Genomic DNA, 14824 nt, shown 5'->3' on the forward strand with positions numbered 1-14824 from the left:
CGATGCCGGTACGTCTCAGGCATACCCGGTCGCACGACTACGGGTACCTCGTGCGTCGCTGGCGCTCCGTGGCCCGGAGCACCGGGCTGATCATGCGGAAATTTGCCGAGGCGGGGGGAAACGACCTGTATTTCCTCCGCTCCCGCAATATCCGCAATGACGTGCCGTCGATCTACATCTCAGCGGGCATCCATGGCGATGAATCGGCGGCTACCGAGGGGCTGCTGGCCTGGGCGGAGCGCAACCCGGGACTGCTCGAAAAGCTGAATTTCCTCCTCTTCCCGTGCCTGAACCCCTGGGGGCTGATTGCGAATTCCCGCTACGACTCCGAGGGGCGCGACCTGAACCGTTCCTACCACAGCAGCAAGGTCCCGCAGATCGCGCTCCAGATGGCGTTGTTTTCCGACCATGCCTTTGACCTCGCGCTCATGCTGCACGAGGATTACGACGGGCAGGGCGTCTACATTTACGAGGTGACGGGGAAAAAACCGTACTGGGCGGAGGACATGCTGAAGGCGGCCTCGAAGCATATCAACCCCGACCCACGCAGTAAAATCGAAGGCCGTTCGGCTCGCCACGGCGTTGTACGCCGCAAGATCACACCTGACCTGATGCCCGAGTGGCCCGAGGCGTTTGTCCTTTGTTTCCAGAATGTTGCGCGGGTTTTCACGGTGGAGACGCCGTCGGAATTTCACCTCGACGATCGCATCGAGGCTCAGGTCGCTTTGGTCGATCGGGCCGTAAAACTGGTTCAAAAAGAGTTTTCTTTGCCTAAAAGCCCGGTGGAGGCATGATGCGCGGATGTCTCGCGAAGCAATAGTCGAACGCACGACAGGCGAAACCAGCATCCGCCTGCGGCTCGATCTGGATGGCACCGGCAAAAGCAAGGTCGCCACGGGTGTGCCATTCTTTGACCACATGCTCACCTTGTTTGCCCGCCACGGGCTGTTTGACCTCGACGTCGACGCCAAGGGAGACATCGAGGTGGATTTTCACCACACAGTCGAGGACGTGGGTATCACGCTCGGTCAGGCCATCACCAAGGCGCTCGGCGACAAGGCGGGCATCCGCCGCTATGGCTTCTGGTATGTCCCGATGGACGAGGCGCTCGTTCGCGCTGTCATCGACCTGAGCGGGCGTCCCTACCTCGCGTACAATCCACCGAAAGCCGTCGAGGCCATCGGGGGCAATTTTTCGTTCCAACTCGTCGAGGAGTTCCTGCGCGCCGTGTCTGTGACCGGAGGCATGAATCTCCACGTCGACATCCTGGCGGGACGCGATGCGCACCACATGGCGGAGGGAGTCTTCAAGGCTCTCGCCCGCGCTCTGGACGTGGCTACACAGATCGATCCCCGCGTGCAGGGCATCCCCAGCACGAAGGGTGTGCTATAGTCGATCCGTGGAGACACAGAAAAAGATCGGCGTCATCGACTACGGCAGCGGCAACCTCCGCAGCGTGACCAAATCGCTGGAGGCCGCCGGTTCCAGTCCCGACCTCGTGACCACCGTGGCCCAGCTCGAGGCTTGCGACGCCATCGTCGTGCCGGGGCAGGGGGCCTTTGGCGATTGCGCAAAGAATCTCAGCGCCAGTGGCATGTGGGACGCCATCATCGAGTGGATCAAAGCCGGTCGGCCCTACCTCGGCATCTGCCTGGGCTATCAACTGCTTTTTGAAACCAGCGAGGAATCGCCCGGGACCAAGGGTCTTGGCATTTTCCCCGGTAAGGTCGTGCGTTTCACCCCGGATGCCGGGAAGATCCCGCACATGGGCTGGAATGAGCTTAAGGACACGAAAGGCCCGCTCTTTGCCGGGATGGACGCAGATCCGTTTTTCTACTTCGTCCATTCGTATTACCCGATCCCGGCGGAGGCCGGGATGGTGAGCGCGTATTGCGAGTATGGCGGGCGCTTTGCCGCCAGCATCTCGTCAGGCGCGATCCACGCCACCCAATTTCACCCCGAGAAGAGTCAGGCATCCGGTCAGGCTCTCCTGAAGAATTTTCTCAAATCCCTGAATTAAATGCTGCTCCTGCCCGCGATCGACCTCATGGGTGGCGAAGTCGTCCGCCTCAAGCGCGGTCTCGCCACCGAGAAAACCGTCTACTCGAATGATCCCGTCGCTTTTGCGAAGAAGTGGGAGGATGCCGGGGCGGACTGGCTGCATATCGTCGATCTGGACGCTGCCTTCGGCGGCGTGCCGCGCAATCTCGAGTACGTGCAGAAGATTTGCGAGGCGGTGAACATTCCCTGCGAACTCGGCGGCGGCATGCGCAATGCCGACAACGTGAGCGCGGCCTTCGCTGCTGGGGTGAGCCGGGTCATTCTCGGAACCCGCGCGAGCGAGTCCATCGATTACGTGCGCGAGATGTGCCAGGAGTTTGGCGGTGAGCGCATCGCCGTCGGCATCGACGCCAAGAACGGCCTCGTGGCCGTGAAAGGCTGGACGGAAACGACGACCCAGAAAGCCACGGATCTTGCTCTTTCCGCCCAGGCGGTCGGGGTGGGTACGATCATCTACACGGATATCGCCACCGACGGTATGTTGGTGGGGCCAAACTACGCCGAGTTGCAGGCCATGCTCGACACGTTGAAGTGCAACCTCATCGCGAGCGGAGGCGTCTCCGCCGTGGAGGATCTGCACAAGCTCGCCGAGATGAAGGGCCTTTACGGCGCAATCATCGGCAAGGCCCTCTACGACGGAAAGATCACGCCGCCCCTACCCAGACTTTGAGGATTTTCTCAGGGTATTCCCTGATACGAACTCTATTGACCACAAGGACTTAGGGGAGGCATACCTCGGGGCGCAATGAAAAGACTCCTACTCTCCCTTATTGGAAGCCTTGCTGTCGTAGCCGTATCCGCCCAGGCGGGAGACGGAAAGAGCTTCAAGGCCATCAAAGAAGTCGTACCCGAGGAAAGCTGCGTTTTCCGCGACACTGAGTTCCAGATCGACGGCTTCTTTGCCGGCGTGGTCGGGCAAGGTGCTGCGTTCCACGGCGGCGTGGGCGGTGGTACCGGTGCCAACTTCTACTTCCTCCGCTACTTCGGTATCGGCGCGGAAGCCTGGTGGTATGGCAACGATGGTCGCGCCGAGCACAACTTCACCGGCACGTTCCAGATTCGCTACCCGATCTGCTCGCTGCGTCTGGCTCCTTACGCCCTCGTTGGCGGTGGTGCGCATATCGACGGCGAAACCAAGGGCAGTGTCCAGGTGGGCGGCGGCATCGAATGGCGTCCGTTCTATCACGTCGGCTGGTTCGCTGATGGTCGCGGCGTAATCACCGAAGCGAACAGCAATGCCTTCGGTCTCTTCCGCACGGGCGTTCGCTTCGTGTTCTAAAAAGTTCGTTCTCCTTGTTTTGCAAAAGGCCGGGTTCCTCGCGGAGCCCGGCTTTTTTGTTGTGCAGGAAACCTTGCTTCCAGCGTAAACGACTGGAACAGTAAATTCACCTTATGGCGCAAACCCCCATCACCACGCTTTTTCTCGATATCGGCGGAGTTCTCCTCACCAACGGCTGGGATACGGAGCTTCGCAAGAAGACAGCCGCCCATTTCAACCTCGATTACGAGGAGATCTACCACCGCCACCATGTCACTTACGACACATACGAGGAGGGCAAGATGTCCCTCGACGAGTATCTGTGGCAGATCATTTTCTACCAGAAGCGGGATTTCACGCCGGACGACGTGAAGAAATACATCCTCGAGGAAGCCAAGCCGCATCAGGACATGATCGACCTCGTGACCCGTCTCAAGGCGGTCTACGGCCTCCGCGTCGCCGTGGTGAGCAACGAAGGCCGTGAGGTGGCCGAGGACCGCATCGAGCGGTTCAACCTCAAGAATTTCGTCGATTTCTTCATCGTTTCGGCCTTCGTGCACTTCCGGAAACCCGACCTCGACATCTACCGCCTCGCCATCGACGTGGCGCAGGTGAAGCCGCAGCAGGTGGCCTATATCGAGGATCGCCCGCTGCTCTGCGAGGTGGCTTCGCGGCTGGGGATCAATTCCGTACTGAACCGCAACGCGACGGAAACGCGGGAAAAACTGGCAAAATTCGGCCTCGTTCTCTGATCAGAGATTGAAGGCGAGATAAAAGGCGCGCGCGGAGAATCCGATTCCCGCCGCGCCGAGGATCAGCATGGCAGTGAAGAAGGCGTTCCGCCGGGCGGGCACCTTCATGATGAGGCTGATCGCGCCCAGGACGAGGCAGAGCTGAAGGAAGAGCGTGGCGGTGTCGAAGATATCGCCTGCGCGGTCGAGCCGGTCGGATTCGGCATCCCATTCTTTGGCCCCGCGGACGTTGCCGAGCTGGCCGTCGACGGCTTGAGCCCAGTTGTTTTTGCCGACGACGTCGGACCCGACGAGGATTTCCTGCTTTTCGCGGGAATAGCGGTCCATCTCGCCGTCGAGCCGGTCGAGAGTGCCCTGCACGGCAGAGACTTTTTCCGGAGCGATCGCCCCGGCCGCCCGGAGAGCCAGCAGAAGGTCGCGCTGACCTTCCGCCAGGTTCTCTTTCAAGCTCTTGGAACCATACCAGGAATAGGCCTTCGTCGCCTCGTTCCGGGCGGCGATTTCGTCACCGCCGAATTTCCCGGACCCGAGTTCGTTGATGGCCAGAAGGGCGGCGAGGATGGCGATGGTGACACCGCACAGCAGCTCAAAGCGGGAGCCGGGCTGCTGCCCCGCCGCGTCCTTCGATTCGCTCACCAGGTTACTTGGCTTTTCCCTGATTGGCGACCGCCTGCATGGCTGCCTCGATGGCGCTCTGGTCGCCGAGGTAGTAGTGGCGGATGGGCTTGAGCTCGTCGTCGAGCTCGTACACGAGCGGCACGCCAGTCGGGATGTTGAGGCTGATGATTTCCTCGTCCGAGACGTTGTCGAGGTACTTCACCAGGGCGCGAAGGCTGTTGCCATGGGCTGCGATGATGACCTTCTGGCCGGAGCGAACGACCGGGGCGATCGTCTCATGCCAGAGAGGCAGGAAGCGGGCGACGGTGTCCTTGAGGCACTCGGTGACGGGAAGCTCGGCCTCCGGGATATTCTTGTAGCGGGGATCGTGGCCGGGCCAGCGTTCGTCGGTCTTTTCCAGCACTGGCGGCGGGATGTCGTAGCTGCGGCGCCACACGAGCACCTGGTCGTCGCCGAACTTTGCTGCGGTCTCGGCCTTGTTCAGGCCCTGGAGCGCACCGTAGTGGCGCTCGTTGAGGCGCCAGGACTTCTCGACCGGAATCCAAAGCTCATCCATCTCATCAAGGGCGAGCCAGAGGGTGGTGAGAGCGCGGCGGAGCACAGACACGTAGGCGATATCGAACGAAAAACCTTCCGCCTTCATGAGACGGCCAGCCTCACGGGCTTCTTCCCGGCCTTTATCGGTGAGATCAACATCGGTCCAGCCGGTGAACCGATTTTCTTTATTCCAGGCGCTTTCGCCGTGACGGATGAGAACGAGTTTATGCATGGTCAGATTTGCCTTGTCGGCGGATCGTGTTTATACAAACCCGCATCCCGCGGCAAGGCGCGGCCTCGACAATGTTTAGTACGCTCACCTTTAACATGCAGAATGGGCAGCTCTGGGACGACGCCTCGCCGGACGATACTCCGGTCGATCTCGACGCCTCGGTCGCCTTTATTCAAGAGCAGGATTGCGACATCGTCTTCCTCCAGGAAGTCGAGTGCGGCTTCGAGGGAGGCGGCCAGATCGAGCCTCCGCCGAACTACGAATTTCTTCGCTCCCGACTTCCCGAATACGATGCGGTCTTCGGATATCCGTTGAAAAACCCGCTCGAGTTGCCCTTCGGGCTCGGGCTGGCGATTTTCTCCAAGACACCGTTGCGGAGCTTTTCCCGTATCGACCTGCCCCCGGCGGACATCCGTTTTGAATACGCGGGAATCGAGCGGAGGCCCTCTCATCGGCTTTTGATCTCCGCCGAAACCGAGATCGAGGGACGCGCCGTCCGGTTGATCAATACCCACCTCCAGGCGTTTTTCATGATCAAGGCCTCCAGCAACGACCATCGTGAGCAGCGGGATCTCGTGGAGGAGGAATTGCGGCGCTCCGGTGAGCCAACCCTGCTGGCGGGTGATTTCAACAGTTCCCCGGAGGAGACGCTGCTGGCTCAGTTTGGCGAAGCTGGCTTCCGTACCGCCCAGGCGGATCAGGTCACCTGGAAACGCATGCCTTTCGTGGTCGACCATATCTTTTACAATGCCCCGTTCCGGCTGGAATCATCCCGGGTGGTGCCGACCAAGGCATCGGACCATGATGCGGTACGGGCGGAATTTTCCTTCGTATAAAATGAAACTCGTTTCGTGGAATGTGAACGGCATTCGCTCCGTTCTGGGCAAGGGATTGCATGACATGCTGGCGACAGCGCAGGCGGATATCGTCTGTTTTCAAGAGACCAAGGCCCGGCAGGAGCAGGTCGGAGCGACTTTCGACGGGTACGAGATCTATTGGAATGCCGCTGAGAAGCCGGGATATTCCGGCACGGCGATCTTTACCAAGACCACCCCGCTTTCCGTGCGCAACGGCATCGGGCATGATCACCATGACCGTGAGGGACGGGTGATCACGGCGGAATTTGCCGATTACTATGTGGTCAACGTCTACGTCCCGAACTCCCAGCGCGAGCTCACCCGGCTGGATTATCGTGTGAACTCGTGGGGGCCGGATTTTCTGGCCTATCTCAAGGAACTGGAGAAAACGAAGCCGGTCATCTTCTGCGGCGACCTCAATGTGGCCCATAAGGAAATCGACCTCGCCCGGCCCAAGGGGAACATCAACAACGCAGGGTTCACCCCGCAGGAACGCGCGAGCTTCGACACCTACATCGGCGGGGGCTTTATCGACACTTTCCGGGAATTTCAGCCTGCCACGGGGCACTACACCTGGTGGAGCTACCAAAGCAACGCCCGCGAGAGGAACATCGGGTGGCGCATTGACTACGTGTGCATCTCGCCCGCGCTGCGTCCGCGCTTGAAAGATGCCTTCATCTGGCCGCATGTGACGGGCAGCGACCATTGCCCGGTCGGCGTGGTGCTGGAGTAGCGGCGGATGCTGCTGGCGCTGCACAAGCCTTTCAACGTCCTCTCGCAGTTCACTCCCGATGTGGAGGGACAGCGGACGCTGGCGGAGTTCGGCTTTCCGAAAAACGTCTATCCGCTCGGACGGCTCGATTATGATTCCGAGGGGCTGCTCCTGCTCAGTGATGAGGCCGGACTAAATACCCGGCTCCTCGATCCCCGCCGCAGCCATTGGCGGACGTACTGGGCGCAGGTGGAGGGGGAGATCACCGCCGAAGCTGCCCGCAAGCTGGAGCAGGGGGTGGTGATTCAAGGAAAGAAAACCCTTCCTGCGCGAGGGAGACCGATCGTCCCGAATCCCGAGCCGCCTCCGCGTGATCCGCCCATCCGGTATAGGGCGAACATTCCGACATCCTGGCTGGAGTTGGAACTCCGCGAGGGAAGAAATCGACAGGTGCGCCGCATGACCGCCGCCGTGGGATTTCCCACACTGCGGCTCATCCGGATGAAAATAGGCGAATATCGTCTTCCTCCCGACCTTCAGCCCGGCCAATGGACCGAGCTGACAGCAGGTGAGAGACGGCAGATATTCGGCTAGGACCCCGTACCGACGTACTCGGCCGTGTAGGTGTCAAACTTGGTCGTCTGGCCTACTTTGGGCGAAGATTTCAGATCGTAGACATTGTTGCCCACGAGTTCGTTGCTCTGAGTATCGAAGATCATGACCTGGGATTTCCCCTGGTTGGTGTCTTCCTTCACGGTCTGCACCGCGATGTAGCGGGGTTTCTTTTGCTGTTTCGCCTTGGCGGCTGCGGCGGCTTGCTGCTCTTTCTGCTTCTGGGCCTGCTCGGCGAGATAAACCCGGGCGCGCTGCTCGGCGATCTTGCGTTGGCGCTCGCTGGCCTGGTACTTGGCGATCACGTAGGCGCTTACTCCTGCCACGGCGACGGCCCCGGCGGTGACGGGAATGGTAATGGCCGGATCGACTCCAGCCGCTGCGAGAGGGATGCCCGTGGCCAGCCCGGCGGCGGCTCCGAAAAGACCGGCATTTTCGCCCGGAGAGAGGTTTTCGCAGGCGGAGGTGAGTAGACCGATGGAGACGACGATCGCGCTTGTTTGCAACAGTTGCGGACTCATGTGTTTCGTTTAGACGAGCGGTAATCGATCCGACAAGCCCAAACGCGTCGCTTTTGACTTGCGGAAATTGCGCCTCAAGGCTCCTTTTGATCGCCATGAAGCCGACGGAAACGATTCTGGCCGCCCTCCGGTGGCGCTATGCGACGAAACAGTTCGATCCCGCAAAGAAGATCGACGAGGCGACCTGGCAGGCGTTGGAAGAGGCGCTCGTGCTTTCGCCCTCCTCGTTCGGCCTGCAACCGTGGAAGTTTTTCGTGGTCAACAATCCCGAGGTGCGCCAGCAACTCGTTCCTCATTCCTGGGGCCAGACCCAGGTGGTCGATGCCTCGCATCTGGTGATTTTTGCGGTGAAGCACCCGGTGACCGCAGATGACGTGCGCAAGCATATCCTGCGCACCGCAGAGGTTCGCAGCCTTCCGGTCGAGCAGCTTTCCGGCTTCGAGGCGGTGGTTAATGGCTTCATCTCCAAGCCGGAGTCGGAGTTCGACGTGCGTTCCTGGGCGACGCGGCAGCTGTACATCGCCTTCGGCAATTTCATGACGGCAGCGGCCTTGCTTGGCGTCGACACCTGCCCGATGGAGGGGCTCGATCCGGCCGGATATGACAAGGTGCTCGGTCTCGAAGGTTCCGGCTACTTCACCGTGGCGGCCTGCCCGGCGGGATACCGTGCGGAGACGGATAAATACGCCAAGCTTCCGAAGGTGCGCTTCGAGAAGAGCCAGGTCATCCAGTACATCTAGGGTGGCAGCGCGAGCGCTCCTTTTCCTGATCCTGGCCTGTTTGCTGGCCGGGATCGGGGTCGCTGATGCGGCTTCCGGTGAGGGGAGCGGAACCTTCCCGCTTCCGCTCGAGAGCTATCACGACGACAATGTCCCGTCGCTGGAAGCCAAGCTGGCGGGACGGATCACGACCGACCCGTTTAACCTCATCGCGACAGGCATCTTCCTTCTCGCGATCGTGCATACCTTTTTTGCGTCGAAGTTCCTCAAGATAGCCCACGATTACCGACATCGGTACGACGTGCTGGAGGACCGTGACGAGCGCGCAGATGGCTACCGGGTGGCGAGGCAGCGCGACAGCCTGCAATTCCGCGCGACCTTGTTTCACTTCCTCGGCGAAATCGAGGCGATCTTCGGCATCTGGCTGATTCCTCTCGGCATCGCCATCGTGGTCTTCAAGGGGTGGGGCTCCATGGTGCATTACGTGGATGGGGTGAACTTCACGGAGCCGATCTTCGTCTTTGTCATCATGGCGATCGCGAGCTCCCGGCCCATCCTCTTCGTGGCCGAGAAGTGCCTAGCCATGGTCGCTGCCGTGGGGAAGGGGACTCCCGCCGCATGGTGGCTGTCGATTTTGACCCTCGGGCCGATCCTTGGCTCCTTCATCACCGAGCCAGCGGCCATGACGATCAGCGCCATGCTGCTGGGAGAGCGGTTTTACAAGCTCAAGCCCGGTAAAGCACTCGCCTATGCGACACTCGGCCTCCTCTTTGTCAATGTGTCCATCGGCGGGACGTTCACGCACTTTGCCGCGCCCCCCGTGGTGATGGTGGCAACGAAATGGCAGTGGGGCTTGGAGTTCATGATGAGCCATTTCGGCTGGAAGGCGGCGATTTCCATTCTCGGCTCCAATCTCCTCGTGCTGGCAATCTTCTCGCGCGAGTTGCTCGCGATGAAGGCGAATCCTGAACCTCGCCATGAGTCGAACGACATCCCGATCCCCTGGACGGTCACGGTCGTGCATCTGCTCGCCGTGACCTGGACGGTGCTGGTGGCGCATCATCCGGCGCTGGTTCTGCTCGGTCTGCTCTTCTTCCTGGCCTATGTGAAGGCGACGGAGCGGCATCAGTTTACGATCAGCCTGCGCGGTCCGATGCTGGTGGGTTTTTTCCTCGCCTCCCTGGTCATTCACGGCGGCTGCCAGCAGTGGTGGATCGCCCCGGTGCTGGGCGGGCTGGGCGAGTGGCCGCTCTTTGGCGGGGCGGTGCTGCTGACGGCGTTTAACGACAATGCCGCCATCACCTACCTGGCGACGCTGGTGCCGAACTTCAGCGATGCCCTCGAGTATGCTGTCGTGGCCGGCGCTGTGGTCGGTGGCGGCTTGACGGTGATCGCCAATGCCCCGAATCCGGCGGGCCAGTCGCTCCTGCAAAAGCATTTTGGACCCGGAGGGGTCAATCCGCTGGGATTGCTGGCCGGTGCGCTCGGGCCGACGCTCATTGCGGCGGCGGCCTTTATGCTTCTGCGATAGGCTTGATTAACGGGGAGCTGCGGGGAGGCCGATGATCCGGTCTCCCGGGAGGATGCCCTTTTTCTCGAACCATCCCTTATCCATCTCGAGGGCATAGGCGACATAGGGAAACTTGCTCCGGATCGGGGTCTCGTCCCGGGGTTTCATCTCGTGAATCTCGAGGATGGTACCGGTGGGATCGATGTAGGCGACGGAGAGGGGGATGAGGGTGTTGCGCATCCAGAACGTAGCCTCATCCACCTGGGGCATGACGAAGAGCATCCCGCTGTCCTCGGCCAGCTTTTCGCGGAACATCAGGCCGGTGGCGCGTTCGGTATTGTCATCGGCGACCTCGGCGGTGAGCGCCTTGCCGTTGATCGTGAGCTTTACGGTCGGGAGAGTCGGCTGGGCGGCCGTTTGAGCCCAAAGCGCGCCCGCTGAGAACAGGGCGCAAATCCACACGGAGAATCTCATGGCGTTAGTCATATTGAGGACGCCGATTACTGCCATGAATTTCCGCAATCCGCCCGAAAAAGTTTGCCAACGGGGTATTCATTTTTAGGCTCTTGCGAGCAATTGTCGGCACCCCACGTCCGGCAGGGGGATATGTGAGTCTCGCCCCCCGAAAGGAGACTCGACCGAAATGGCCAACTTCTTCCCGAAATGGACAAATCAGCTTCCGTGGAAAGTGGTTGTCTGCCTGAGCGTTCTGACTCTCTCGATCGCTGCGGCGGTCACCTATTATTTTACCCCGAAATATACAAAAGTGGGTTACCAGCCGACGCAGCCGGTTCCCTTTTCCCACGCCCTGCACGTTGACCAGCTCGGCATGGACTGCCGGACGTGCCACAGCTTTGTCGAGGTGGCCTCGCACTCGAATGTGCCCTCCGTGCAAACGTGCATGAGCTGCCACACGCAGATCAAGCCTGACAGCCCGAAACTCGCTCCCGTACGAGCCGCCTGGAACGAGGGCAAAATGGATGGTCCCCCGGTGAACTGGGTGCGCATCCACCGGCTGCCGGATTACGTCTATTTCAACCACGCGGCGCACGTGAATCGCGGGGTAAGCTGCTTTTCCTGTCATGGAAATGTCAATACGATGGAGGTGGTCTATCAGCACGAGCCGCAGAGCATGAGTTGGTGCCTGGACTGCCATCGCCAGCCGGAGAACGCGCTGCGGCCTCCCTCGGAAGTGTTTAACCTGAACTGGAAGGCCACGTCGGCGCACGAGCAGTACCAACTCGGCAGCAAGTTCAAGGCAGAGTGGGGGGTGAATCCGCCCACGGATTGCGGAGGGTGCCACCGATGAAGCGGAAATTGCCTCATCCCCCGCGTGAAAGCCGCCCGGCGCTGTGGCGAAGCTTTGCCGAGCTGGAGAATACACCGGAGTTTGCGCAGGTCATTGAGCGGGAGTTTCCGGGCGGTATCGAGAAAAATGGCTCCGGGCTGACCAAACGGGATTTCGTGAAACTGATGGGCGCGTCTGTCGCCCTTACCGCGCTGACGGGATGCCGACGCCCCGAGGCGCAACTCGTGCCGTTTACCAAGGGTGTCGAGTGGAGTGTACCGGGCAAGTTTCTCTATTACGCCACGGCGATGCCGACTCGTGGAGGGGCGATGCCGCTGGTGGCGAGCACGGTCGACGGGCGTCCCACCAAGCTGGAGGGCAATCCCCTGCACCCTGCCAGCAATGGGGCGACAGATTCCTTTGCCCAGGCCAGCGTCCTGGATTTGTACGATCCGCACCGGTCGCGGGCAGTGAAGCGCGGCGGGCGCGAGGTACTGGCCGGGGAGTTTGAGGCTTTTCTCGCCCAACTCAGCGAGAAGCGCCCGCAGGGGCTGGCCTTTTTGGTCGAGCGGAAAAACTCGCCTACGCGTGACCGACTGCGGGGCGAGATCGAGCAGCGCTTCCCCGGTCTGATCTGGAGCGAATACGAGCCGCTCGGCGATGATCACGAAGCGGTGGCGGCGGTCTTTGGGCCGGGAGTGCGTCTCGTGCCGAAGTTTGAACGCGCGGACGTGATCCTCGCGCTCGATAGCGATTTTCTTTCCTCCGCCAGCGAGTACGGACCTGCCTATGCGGCGGGCTTCTATCCCCGCCGGAATCCCGACCAGCCCGGCGCTCCGATGAACCGGCTCTATGTGGTGGAGAATCACTTCACCTGTACGGGCGGCATGGCGGATCATCGCCATCGCTGCAAGGCCTCGCTCATCGGGGAGTTTACCCGAAGGCTGGCGACGCGGATCGTTGAGTTGACCAATCATTCCGGACTCGCGACGGTGCTGGGCGCGGCCCCCCAGACCAAGGCGGACTTTGATGAAAAGTGGATCGCGGAATGCGGGGCGGATCTGGCGAGAAATCCCGGACGAAGTCTCGTACTCGCCGGAGGTCAACAGCCGGCGTGGGTGCAGGCGCTCGTCTTTGGCATCAATGAGGCGCTGGGCAACCATGGCATGACGATTCTCGGCGTGGCCGATGAGGCCCCGCCGACAGCGCCGCTCGGGAAGCTCGTGGAGGCGATGCGTGCGGGTGCGGTGAAGACGCTTTTCATCCTCGGAGGAAACCCCGCCTACAATGCCCCGGCGAATTTCGTTTTTCGCGACTTGCTGGCTCGTGTGCCTGAGGTGGTGCGGGTCGGGATGTTTGAGGACGAGACCTCGACGGTTTCCGAGTGGCATGTTCCCGCAGCGCATTATCTGGAAGCCTGGGGCGACGCGCGGACGTTCGAAGGAACTTATACCGCGATCCAGCCCATGATCTTGCCGCTCTGGGGTGGGGTGTCGGAATTGGAAATACTCGCGAGATTGGCGGGAAATGCCCAGCCATCGGGTCTCGATCTGGTCCGGCAAACATATGGACTCCTTTCCGGAGCGACGTCCGTTGAGGGATGGAGTGAATTTTTACGCGATGGCTTTCTGCCCGGCTCGCAGGCGGCAGCCAGGGAACTCGCGTTTCGAGCGAATGAGGCGGTGAGGCTTGCTGGGGACGCCGTTCCGGTTGAGGGGGGGATCGAACTGGTCTTCCTTCAAAGCTCAAGCGTCGATGACGGGCGGTATGCTAATAACAGCTGGCTGCAGGAGACGCCGGACTTTGAGACAAAGGTGACATGGGATAATGTCGCGCTGGTCAGCCCGGCGACGGCGGCGCGGTTGGGGATTCGCGCCAATAACTTTGGCCTGTTGCAAAAGGTGACCGCGATCAATCACGAGGTCGATTTCGACATGGTGGCCGACCTGATCACCCTGAAGGCGGGTGACGTCGCCATCGAGGCGGCGGCGATTGTTGCCCCGGGCCATGCGGATGATTCGATTTCGCTCGCGCTTGGATATGGACGCAAAGGCGTGTCGGCGCTGTTTGAAAATGTCGGCTTCGATGCCTATCCGATGCGGACGAGCGACGGCCCGCGCTTCCGCACGCCAATCTCGGTGAGTGTAACGGGGAGAACCTATCCGCTCGCGCGCACGCAGGAGCACAAAAGCATGGAAGGCCGCGACCTGTTCCGCGAGGGAACGCGGGAGCGATACAAGACGGACCCAAAGTTCGTGCAGTCGATGGGCCTCGTGGATGCGCACAACCCGCCCACGACATCACTTTACGAGCATCCCAGGCTGACCGCCCCGGAGCAGTGGGGCATGGCGATCGACCTGAATACCTGCATCGGGTGCAGCGCGTGCGCCGTGGCCTGCCAGGCGGAGAACAATGTACCCGTGGTCGGCAAGGCGGAGGTGCGACGCAATCGCGACATGGCGTGGATGCGTATTGACCGCTACTTTGCCGGAAGCCCGGAAAATCCCGAGATGCTGGCGCAGGCGATGCTGTGCCAGCACTGCGAGAACGCGCCATGCGAGTCCGTCTGCCCGGTCAACGCCACCGTGCACAGCGAGGAGGGGTTGAATCTCATGGCCTACAATCGCTGTATCGGCACTCGATATTGCGCTAACAACTGCCCGTGGAAGGTTCGGCGGTTCAACTATTTTGACTACAACCAGCGTCCGCTGGAGGAGCTTTACTGGGGACCGCTCGCGCCGAAGGGCATGGCAGACAGCCTCAAGATGGTGAAGAACCCCAACGTCACCGTGCGCATGCGTGGCGTGATGGAGAAGTGCACCTTCTGCATTCAGCGGATCGAGGAGGCAAAAATCTCTCGCATGGTGCAGGCCGGACCTCGGAACAAGTACGACGTGCCGGTGCCGAAGTTCCAGACGGCCTGCCAGCAGGCGTGCCCGAGCGACGCGATTGTTTTTGGCAATATTGCGGACCCGAAGGATCGCGTGACGCGTTTGCGCCAGAGCGATCGCGGGTACGTGACGCTGAAGTACCTGAACACGCAGCCACGCGTGACCTATCTCGCCCGCATCAAGAATCCCAACCCCGCCATGCCGGACGCTGGCAGCGTGGGAATGGCGAACGGACCGGAGGGAGTTCATCACTAGC

At 60.9% G+C, this 14824-nt stretch carries 17 protein-coding genes; 13 read left to right on the plus strand and 4 right to left on the minus strand.

From position 1 onward, the window contains the following. Window positions 1–2: 2 nt before the first annotated feature. The 6 genes from TSACC_RS07380 to TSACC_RS07405 all read left to right on the plus strand — a co-directional run bounded on the left by TSACC_RS07380 (window position 3) and on the right by TSACC_RS07405 (window position 4071). Window positions 3–794, plus strand: a complete 792-nt coding sequence (locus tag TSACC_RS07380) for a M14 family metallopeptidase (protein ID WP_075078720.1) — start codon at window positions 3–5, stop codon at window positions 792–794. 7 nt (window positions 795–801) lie between these two features. Beyond that, window positions 802–1392, plus strand: coding sequence for an imidazoleglycerol-phosphate dehydratase HisB (gene hisB, locus TSACC_RS07385; protein WP_075078721.1), 591 nt, complete (start codon window positions 802–804; stop codon window positions 1390–1392). A 7-nt stretch (window positions 1393–1399) separates the two neighbouring features. Next, window positions 1400–2020, plus strand: coding sequence for an imidazole glycerol phosphate synthase subunit HisH (gene hisH / locus TSACC_RS07390; RefSeq protein WP_202815923.1), 621 nt, complete (start codon window positions 1400–1402; stop codon window positions 2018–2020). Then, window positions 2021–2731 (plus strand): 1-(5-phosphoribosyl)-5-[(5-phosphoribosylamino)methylideneamino]imidazole-4-carboxamide isomerase, encoded by a 711-nt coding sequence (gene hisA, locus TSACC_RS07395; RefSeq protein WP_075078722.1) that lies wholly within the window; start codon window positions 2021–2023, stop codon window positions 2729–2731. It begins immediately after the preceding gene. Window positions 2732–2806: 75 nt separating this feature from the next. Further along, window positions 2807–3340, plus strand: a complete 534-nt coding sequence (locus tag TSACC_RS07400; RefSeq protein WP_075078723.1) for a hypothetical protein — start codon at window positions 2807–2809, stop codon at window positions 3338–3340. Window positions 3341–3453: 113 nt separating this feature from the next. Then, window positions 3454–4071 (plus strand): HAD-IA family hydrolase, encoded by a 618-nt coding sequence (locus TSACC_RS07405; RefSeq protein WP_075078724.1) that lies wholly within the window; start codon window positions 3454–3456, stop codon window positions 4069–4071. Here TSACC_RS07405 and TSACC_RS07410 read toward each other — a convergent pair whose 3' ends face one another. Both TSACC_RS07410 and gpmA read right to left on the minus strand, forming a co-directional pair. After that, window positions 4072–4707, minus strand: coding sequence for a DUF4337 family protein (locus TSACC_RS07410; protein WP_169809568.1), 636 nt, complete (start codon window positions 4705–4707; stop codon window positions 4072–4074). It abuts the gene before it with no gap. A gap of 4 nt (window positions 4708–4711) precedes the next feature. After that, window positions 4712–5458: a 2,3-diphosphoglycerate-dependent phosphoglycerate mutase gene (gene gpmA, locus TSACC_RS07415; protein ID WP_075078725.1), complete on the minus strand. Its 747-nt coding sequence runs from the start codon at window positions 5456–5458 to the stop codon at window positions 4712–4714. Between the two features lie 26 nt (window positions 5459–5484). Here gpmA and TSACC_RS07420 point away from each other — a divergent pair, with 26 nt between their 5' ends. From TSACC_RS07420 to TSACC_RS07430, 3 genes are read left to right on the plus strand one after another with little or no spacing between them, the layout of a single operon-like run. Next, a complete protein-coding gene (locus tag TSACC_RS07420) occupies window positions 5485–6294 on the plus strand; it encodes an endonuclease/exonuclease/phosphatase family protein (RefSeq protein ID WP_237763915.1) in 810 nt (269 codons plus the stop codon). Window position 6295: 1 nt separating this feature from the next. Beyond that, a complete protein-coding gene (locus tag TSACC_RS07425; protein WP_075078727.1) occupies window positions 6296–7048 on the plus strand; it encodes an exodeoxyribonuclease III in 753 nt (250 codons plus the stop codon). A gap of 6 nt (window positions 7049–7054) precedes the next feature. Then, window positions 7055–7621, plus strand: coding sequence for a pseudouridine synthase (locus tag TSACC_RS07430; RefSeq protein ID WP_075078728.1), 567 nt, complete (start codon window positions 7055–7057; stop codon window positions 7619–7621). Here TSACC_RS07430 and TSACC_RS07435 read toward each other — a convergent pair. Next, window positions 7618–8160, minus strand: coding sequence for a hypothetical protein (locus TSACC_RS07435; RefSeq protein WP_075078729.1), 543 nt, complete (start codon window positions 8158–8160; stop codon window positions 7618–7620). The genes TSACC_RS07430 and TSACC_RS07435 overlap by 4 nt on opposite strands. Before the next feature lie 95 nt (window positions 8161–8255). Between TSACC_RS07435 and TSACC_RS07440 the strand changes: the two genes are divergently transcribed. Together TSACC_RS07440 and TSACC_RS07445 are read left to right on the plus strand one after the other, a co-directional pair. After that, on the plus strand, window positions 8256–8900 hold the full coding sequence (locus TSACC_RS07440; protein ID WP_075078730.1) for an NAD(P)H-dependent oxidoreductase: 645 nt from the start codon (window positions 8256–8258) through the stop codon (window positions 8898–8900). Window position 8901: 1 nt separating this feature from the next. Continuing rightward, window positions 8902–10410: a putative Na+/H+ antiporter gene (locus TSACC_RS07445; RefSeq protein WP_075078731.1), complete on the plus strand. Its 1509-nt coding sequence runs from the start codon at window positions 8902–8904 to the stop codon at window positions 10408–10410. Between the two features lie 6 nt (window positions 10411–10416). Here the strand turns inward: TSACC_RS07445 and TSACC_RS07450 are convergent, their stop codons facing one another. Continuing rightward, window positions 10417–10899, minus strand: a complete 483-nt coding sequence (locus tag TSACC_RS07450; protein WP_237763916.1) for a DUF192 domain-containing protein — start codon at window positions 10897–10899, stop codon at window positions 10417–10419. Between the two features lie 133 nt (window positions 10900–11032). On the opposite strand from TSACC_RS07450, the gene TSACC_RS07455 reads away from it, so the two are divergent. Further along, window positions 11033–11698 (plus strand): cytochrome c3 family protein, encoded by a 666-nt coding sequence (locus TSACC_RS07455; protein ID WP_075078732.1) that lies wholly within the window; start codon window positions 11033–11035, stop codon window positions 11696–11698. Further along, window positions 11695–14823 (plus strand): TAT-variant-translocated molybdopterin oxidoreductase, encoded by a 3129-nt coding sequence (locus TSACC_RS07460; RefSeq protein WP_075078733.1) that lies wholly within the window; start codon window positions 11695–11697, stop codon window positions 14821–14823. Before TSACC_RS07455 ends, TSACC_RS07460 begins: the two co-directional genes overlap by 4 nt. Window position 14824: the final 1 nt, after the last annotated feature.

Origin of the sequence: Terrimicrobium sacchariphilum, from assembly GCF_001613545.1 — a bacterium.
GTDB classification, from domain to species: domain Bacteria; phylum Verrucomicrobiota; class Verrucomicrobiia; order Chthoniobacterales; family Terrimicrobiaceae; genus Terrimicrobium; species Terrimicrobium sacchariphilum.

What these genes read in the sequence shown, in the direction of transcription:
- TSACC_RS07380 (WP_075078720.1), top strand. Translation starts at nt 3, where the DNA reads ATGCCGGTACGTCTCAGGCATACCCGGTCGCACGACTACGGGTACCTC.
- hisB (WP_075078721.1), top strand. Translation starts at nt 802, where the DNA reads ATGTCTCGCGAAGCAATAGTCGAACGCACGACAGGCGAAACCAGCATC.
- hisA (WP_075078722.1), top strand. Translation starts at nt 2,021, where the DNA reads ATGCTGCTCCTGCCCGCGATCGACCTCATGGGTGGCGAAGTCGTCCGC.
- TSACC_RS07400 (WP_075078723.1), top strand. Translation starts at nt 2,807, where the DNA reads ATGAAAAGACTCCTACTCTCCCTTATTGGAAGCCTTGCTGTCGTAGCC.
- TSACC_RS07405 (WP_075078724.1), top strand. Translation starts at nt 3,454, where the DNA reads ATGGCGCAAACCCCCATCACCACGCTTTTTCTCGATATCGGCGGAGTT.
- gpmA (WP_075078725.1), bottom strand. Translation starts at nt 5,458, where the DNA reads ATGCATAAACTCGTTCTCATCCGTCACGGCGAAAGCGCCTGGAATAAA.
- TSACC_RS07425 (WP_075078727.1), top strand. Translation starts at nt 6,296, where the DNA reads ATGAAACTCGTTTCGTGGAATGTGAACGGCATTCGCTCCGTTCTGGGC.
- TSACC_RS07430 (WP_075078728.1), top strand. Translation starts at nt 7,055, where the DNA reads ATGCTGCTGGCGCTGCACAAGCCTTTCAACGTCCTCTCGCAGTTCACT.
- TSACC_RS07435 (WP_075078729.1), bottom strand. Translation starts at nt 8,160, where the DNA reads ATGAGTCCGCAACTGTTGCAAACAAGCGCGATCGTCGTCTCCATCGGT.
- TSACC_RS07440 (WP_075078730.1), top strand. Translation starts at nt 8,256, where the DNA reads ATGAAGCCGACGGAAACGATTCTGGCCGCCCTCCGGTGGCGCTATGCG.
- TSACC_RS07450 (WP_237763916.1), bottom strand. Translation starts at nt 10,899, where the DNA reads ATGGCAGTAATCGGCGTCCTCAATATGACTAACGCCATGAGATTCTCC.
- TSACC_RS07455 (WP_075078732.1), top strand. Translation starts at nt 11,033, where the DNA reads ATGGCCAACTTCTTCCCGAAATGGACAAATCAGCTTCCGTGGAAAGTG.
- TSACC_RS07460 (WP_075078733.1), top strand. Translation starts at nt 11,695, where the DNA reads ATGAAGCGGAAATTGCCTCATCCCCCGCGTGAAAGCCGCCCGGCGCTG.